This is a genomic window from Sphingomonas sp. (assembly GCF_031361285.1).
Lineage (GTDB): Bacteria > Pseudomonadota > Alphaproteobacteria > Sphingomonadales > Sphingomonadaceae > Sphingomicrobium.
Genome location: NZ_JANMCO010000114.1, coordinates 1 through 4,050 on the forward strand (window position 1 = coordinate 1; position 4,050 = coordinate 4,050).

Here is a 4,050-nt window from a genome sequence, read left to right on the forward strand (position 1 = left end):
CGGCCACGCGATGAGCATGGACATGCGCGACCCGCGCAATGCGCCACAGGTGAAAATGGGCCCAGGCGTGCAGACAATCGCGCCGATGGCGACCGACCGCACCGCCGAGCCGCCGCAAGGCCTGGAAGGGCTGGACCACAAGGTCTTGGTTTATCGCGACCTCGTAGCGCTTGAGCGCAACCCCGACGTTCGCGCACCCTCACGCTCGCTCGAAATCCACCTCACGGGCAACATGGAGCGCTACATGTGGTCGTTCGACGGCGTGAAGATGAGCGAGCCTGCCGAGCCCATCCCGTTCCGGCTCAATGAGCGAGTGCGGGTTACGTTGGTCAACGACACGATGATGCCGCACCCAATTCATCTCCACGGCCATTTCTTCGAGCTGGTGACCGGGCATGGCGCCAATGGACCGCGCAAGCATACCGTGAACGTTCCACCAGGCGGCAAAATGACCTTCGACCTCACCGCCGACGCCGCGGGCGACTGGGCGTTTCACTGCCACAATCTCTACCACATGGCCGCAGGCATGATGCGGGTCGTCACCATCCGCCCGATGAGCGGAGAAGCCGCATGACGCGCCCCGACATCCGCCTGATCCTGGCCACGGCCGCGGCGCTCGCCGTCAGCGCACCGGCCACCGCCCAAATGAACATGCCTGGCATGAGCATGCCCGGAATGAAGATGCCGATGCCGGCCAAGAAAAAACCGATGGCGAAGAAGCCGGCAGCGAAAAAAGCCGTAGCGAAGTCTCCAGCCAAAAAGGCGGCAGCGAAGAAGGGTCCGGCTAAAAAGGCACCCACAAAGCCACGGACTGCAGCCAAGGCCGACCCGATGGCCGGCCATGACATGGGCTCAATGCCCGGAATGGACATGCCGACCGCCAAACCGGCCGACCCGATGGCGGGCCACGATATGAGTTCGATGCCCGGAATGGACATGCCTGGCATGGCCACTGTGCCGCCGTCGGGGACCGACCTTTCGGCCGGCAATGCGCCACCGCCTTCAGTCCCGACCGATCATGCGGCGGATACGGTGTATGGCGCCTCCGACATGGCGATGGGGCGCCATCACTTGAAGGAGGGCCACGGCGGGCAGAAGCTGACGCAGGTCATGTTCAATCTTGCCGAGGCGCAGTTCCGCAAAGGCCGCGACGGCTTCGAATGGGATAGCGAAGGCTGGTATGGTGGCGACATCAATCGCCTTTGGATCAAGAGCCAGGGCGACGGAGTGTTCGGCGGGTCGGTGGAGCGGGCTGAAGTTCAGGCGCTCTACAGCCATGCCATCGATCCCTATTTTAATGTCCAGGCCGGCGTTCGCTATGACTTCAAGCCCAACCCGTCCCGGGTCTATGCGACGGTCGGCTTCGAAGGGCTCGCACCCGGCTTCTTCGACGTCGAGGGCGCGCTGTTCCTGTCGAATAAGGGCGAGCTGATGGCGCGCGCCGAGGGATGGTATGACCAGCGGATCACTCAGCGGCTGATTCTCCAACCACGAGCCGAGCTCAATTTCGCTGCCCAGAGCACGCGTGAAATCGGGGTCGGATCCGGCCTCAGCGACGCCGAGATCGGCCTGCGCCTGCGATATGAAATACGACGCGAATTCGCGCCATATGTCGGCGTCCAATATAGCCGCGCGTTCGGCGACACACGAAAATATCTGCGCGAGGCGGGAGAAGACCCAGGTGGGTGGAGCCTGCTGACGGGCGTTCGCGCGTGGTTCTGATAATAAAAACGAGGGGAGATGGAGAATGAGGTTTCTTTTGACGATGACGGCGCTGGCCATGGCGGCTCAGCCTCTGGCCGCTCATCCGGGCGAGCAACATGCCCCGGCGGCCCAGCCGAAAACTGCACCATTGTCCGACAAGGCCGCGGTTCAATCGGTGCTGTCGCAATATAAGGCGGCCATCGAGAAGCTCGACGCGCGCGGCACCGAACGCCTGTTCGCCACCGACTCTGCGATCCTCGAAACCGGCGGCGTGGAAGGCAATTACGCCAATTATCTTGCCCACCACCTCGGCCCCGAATTGAGCGAGTTCAAAAGCTTCCACTACTCGAACTACAAGATTGAAGTGCGTTTCATCGGCCCTGTGGCGCTTGCGACCGAAAGCTACACCTATCGGATCGAGACCAAGAAAGGCGAGGTCGCGGATCGCCTCGGCGTCGCCACGAGCGTGCTTAGAAAGATCGGTGGCCATTGGATGATCTTGTCGATGCATAACTCGGCAAGGAGGCCCAAAGCGTCATGACCGAACCCCGCGACATCGAAACCCCAGACGGGGATGACACCACGCCCAAGGGCCAGTTCCTCGATCTCCACCGCCATCTGCCAAGCACGGCATTTGTCTTGTTGTTGCTGATTGTTCTCGCGGCCTTCGCAGGGGCGTTCCTCTATGCCGGAGTCTACAATATCGGCGCAGACGAGCCGCACTCCAAGCTGGTCTACAGCACCCTAAGCAAGTTTCGGGAGCGCGCCATCGCGCATCACGCACGAAACATTGTGGTCCCGGCTGATTTCAATGATCCCAAGCGTATCGCCACTGGAGCAGGTCTTTATACGGAAATGTGTACCGGCTGCCATCTTGGCCCGGGCGTCGAGAAAACCGAAATGAGCCAGGGCCTTTACCCCCCGGCGCCGGAGCTTGCCCGGGCGGTGGGCCGTTCGCCGGCCGAGATGTTCTGGATCGTCAAGCACGGGGTCAAACTGAGCGCGATGCCGGCTTGGGGTAAGACCCACAGTGACGAACTCATCTGGGACATGGTCGCGTTCGCTCGGGCGCTGCCGAAAATGTCGCCTGAACAATATCAGGCGGCGCTGGCCAGTGCACCGGCTGAGCATGACGAAATGATGAAGGAGATGCCGGGAATGTCGGGCATGTCGGGGATGGCGAAGGGTGAGGTCACAAAGCCGAAACCAACCGGTCACGGCCATGCCACGGGAACCAAGCCGCACGCCGATTAGCCGGGGCAATCCGCTTCAGCACCGCTTAACCAACGGGGAATGACATGGAAAACGACCACGCCAATCACGCCGAGATGAAAAGCCCCATGCCGATGAACATGGGCATGGGCAAATCGCCCTATCTGTTGTTCGCCGCCAACCTCCTCGCCAGCGGCGTCGTGATGTATTTCGTCATGTATACGATGATCGACAGCTCGGCCGAACTCTATAACAATCTCAACAACCTTTACATGACGCTGATGATGCTGACGTCGATGGCGCTGTTCATGTTGTGGATGATGCCATCGATGTTCCCCGACCGGCGCACGAGCATCGTCCTCAGCCTTGTTTTCGCCGCCCTGTTTGCGCTGTCGCTGTTCGGAATGCGGACGCAGGCACTGATCGGCGACAACCAGTTTCTGCGATCGATGATCCCGCATCACTCTGGCGCCATCCTGATGTGCGAGCACGCATCGATCAGGGACGCCGAAATCCAGTCGCTGTGCGGCAACATCATCTTCTCCCAGAAGCAGGAGATTGATCAGATGAAAGCAATCCTGATCCGTAAAAGCCACTGATTGACTAGCTTCTGCCGAGCCCACATATGGCCCGCTCGCAAGCCAGCGGCCCCTTCGTCTAGCGGTCCAGGACGTCGCCCTCTCACGGCGAAAACACGGGTTCGAGTCCCGTAGGGGTCACCAGTTTCCGCAGCAGTCGTTTGCGCTGAATCCGGCCAGGGACGGTTTGATAAAATCGTTGGATTGCCGCCGATTGCGACTCGGCAGATCAAAGGTCCGCCATCCGACACACCGCGCCCGAGTCGCGATCAATCCCAATCGCGTTGAGGCGGCTTCGAACCCGCGTCCAGTCCCATTCCGGGACGCATCCGAGCAGTTTTTTCGTGGATCACCAACACTTTGGACGGGCATCCGAAGAATGCAAAAGTGCCCCTATTATATAAGTGTTAACCTCGAGGTAACCGCGGATGGTAAATCGCGCCTTCTCAACGAGTCAGCAAACGAGGATACAATAGCGACGTTAATACTGCCTTATCCCTAAGGAATGGGTGAATAAACTCTAGATAGCATTCGTCACTTGGGAAGGATTGCTTGT

At 60.1% G+C, this 4,050-nt stretch carries 5 protein-coding genes and 1 tRNA gene; all 6 read left to right on the forward strand.

Translation table 11 applies throughout. The features are described from left to right. Window positions 1–574, forward strand: a 574-nt coding sequence (locus RMO25_RS10220; protein ID WP_309662499.1) for a multicopper oxidase domain-containing protein, incomplete at its 5' end; no start/stop codon positions are given. Next, on the forward strand, window positions 571–1,722 hold the full coding sequence (locus RMO25_RS10225; protein ID WP_309662500.1) for a copper resistance protein B: 1,152 nt from the start codon (window positions 571–573) through the stop codon (window positions 1,720–1,722). The genes RMO25_RS10220 and RMO25_RS10225, both read left to right, overlap by 4 nt. A gap of 25 nt (window positions 1,723–1,747) precedes the next feature. After that, the gene (locus RMO25_RS10230) at window positions 1,748–2,245 is read left to right on the forward strand and encodes a nuclear transport factor 2 family protein (protein ID WP_309662501.1); all 498 of its coding nucleotides are present in this window, start codon (window positions 1,748–1,750) and stop codon (window positions 2,243–2,245) included. Then, window positions 2,242–2,958: a cytochrome c gene (locus RMO25_RS10235; RefSeq protein WP_309662502.1), complete on the forward strand. Its 717-nt coding sequence runs from the start codon at window positions 2,242–2,244 to the stop codon at window positions 2,956–2,958. Before RMO25_RS10230 ends, RMO25_RS10235 begins: the two co-directional genes overlap by 4 nt. 44 nt (window positions 2,959–3,002) lie before the next feature. After that, the gene (locus tag RMO25_RS10240) at window positions 3,003–3,515 is read left to right on the forward strand and encodes a DUF305 domain-containing protein (RefSeq protein ID WP_309662503.1); all 513 of its coding nucleotides are present in this window, start codon (window positions 3,003–3,005) and stop codon (window positions 3,513–3,515) included. A gap of 47 nt (window positions 3,516–3,562) precedes the next feature. Beyond that, a tRNA-Glu gene (locus RMO25_RS10245) sits at window positions 3,563–3,638 on the forward strand. The last annotated feature ends 412 nt before the right edge of the window (window positions 3,639–4,050 follow it).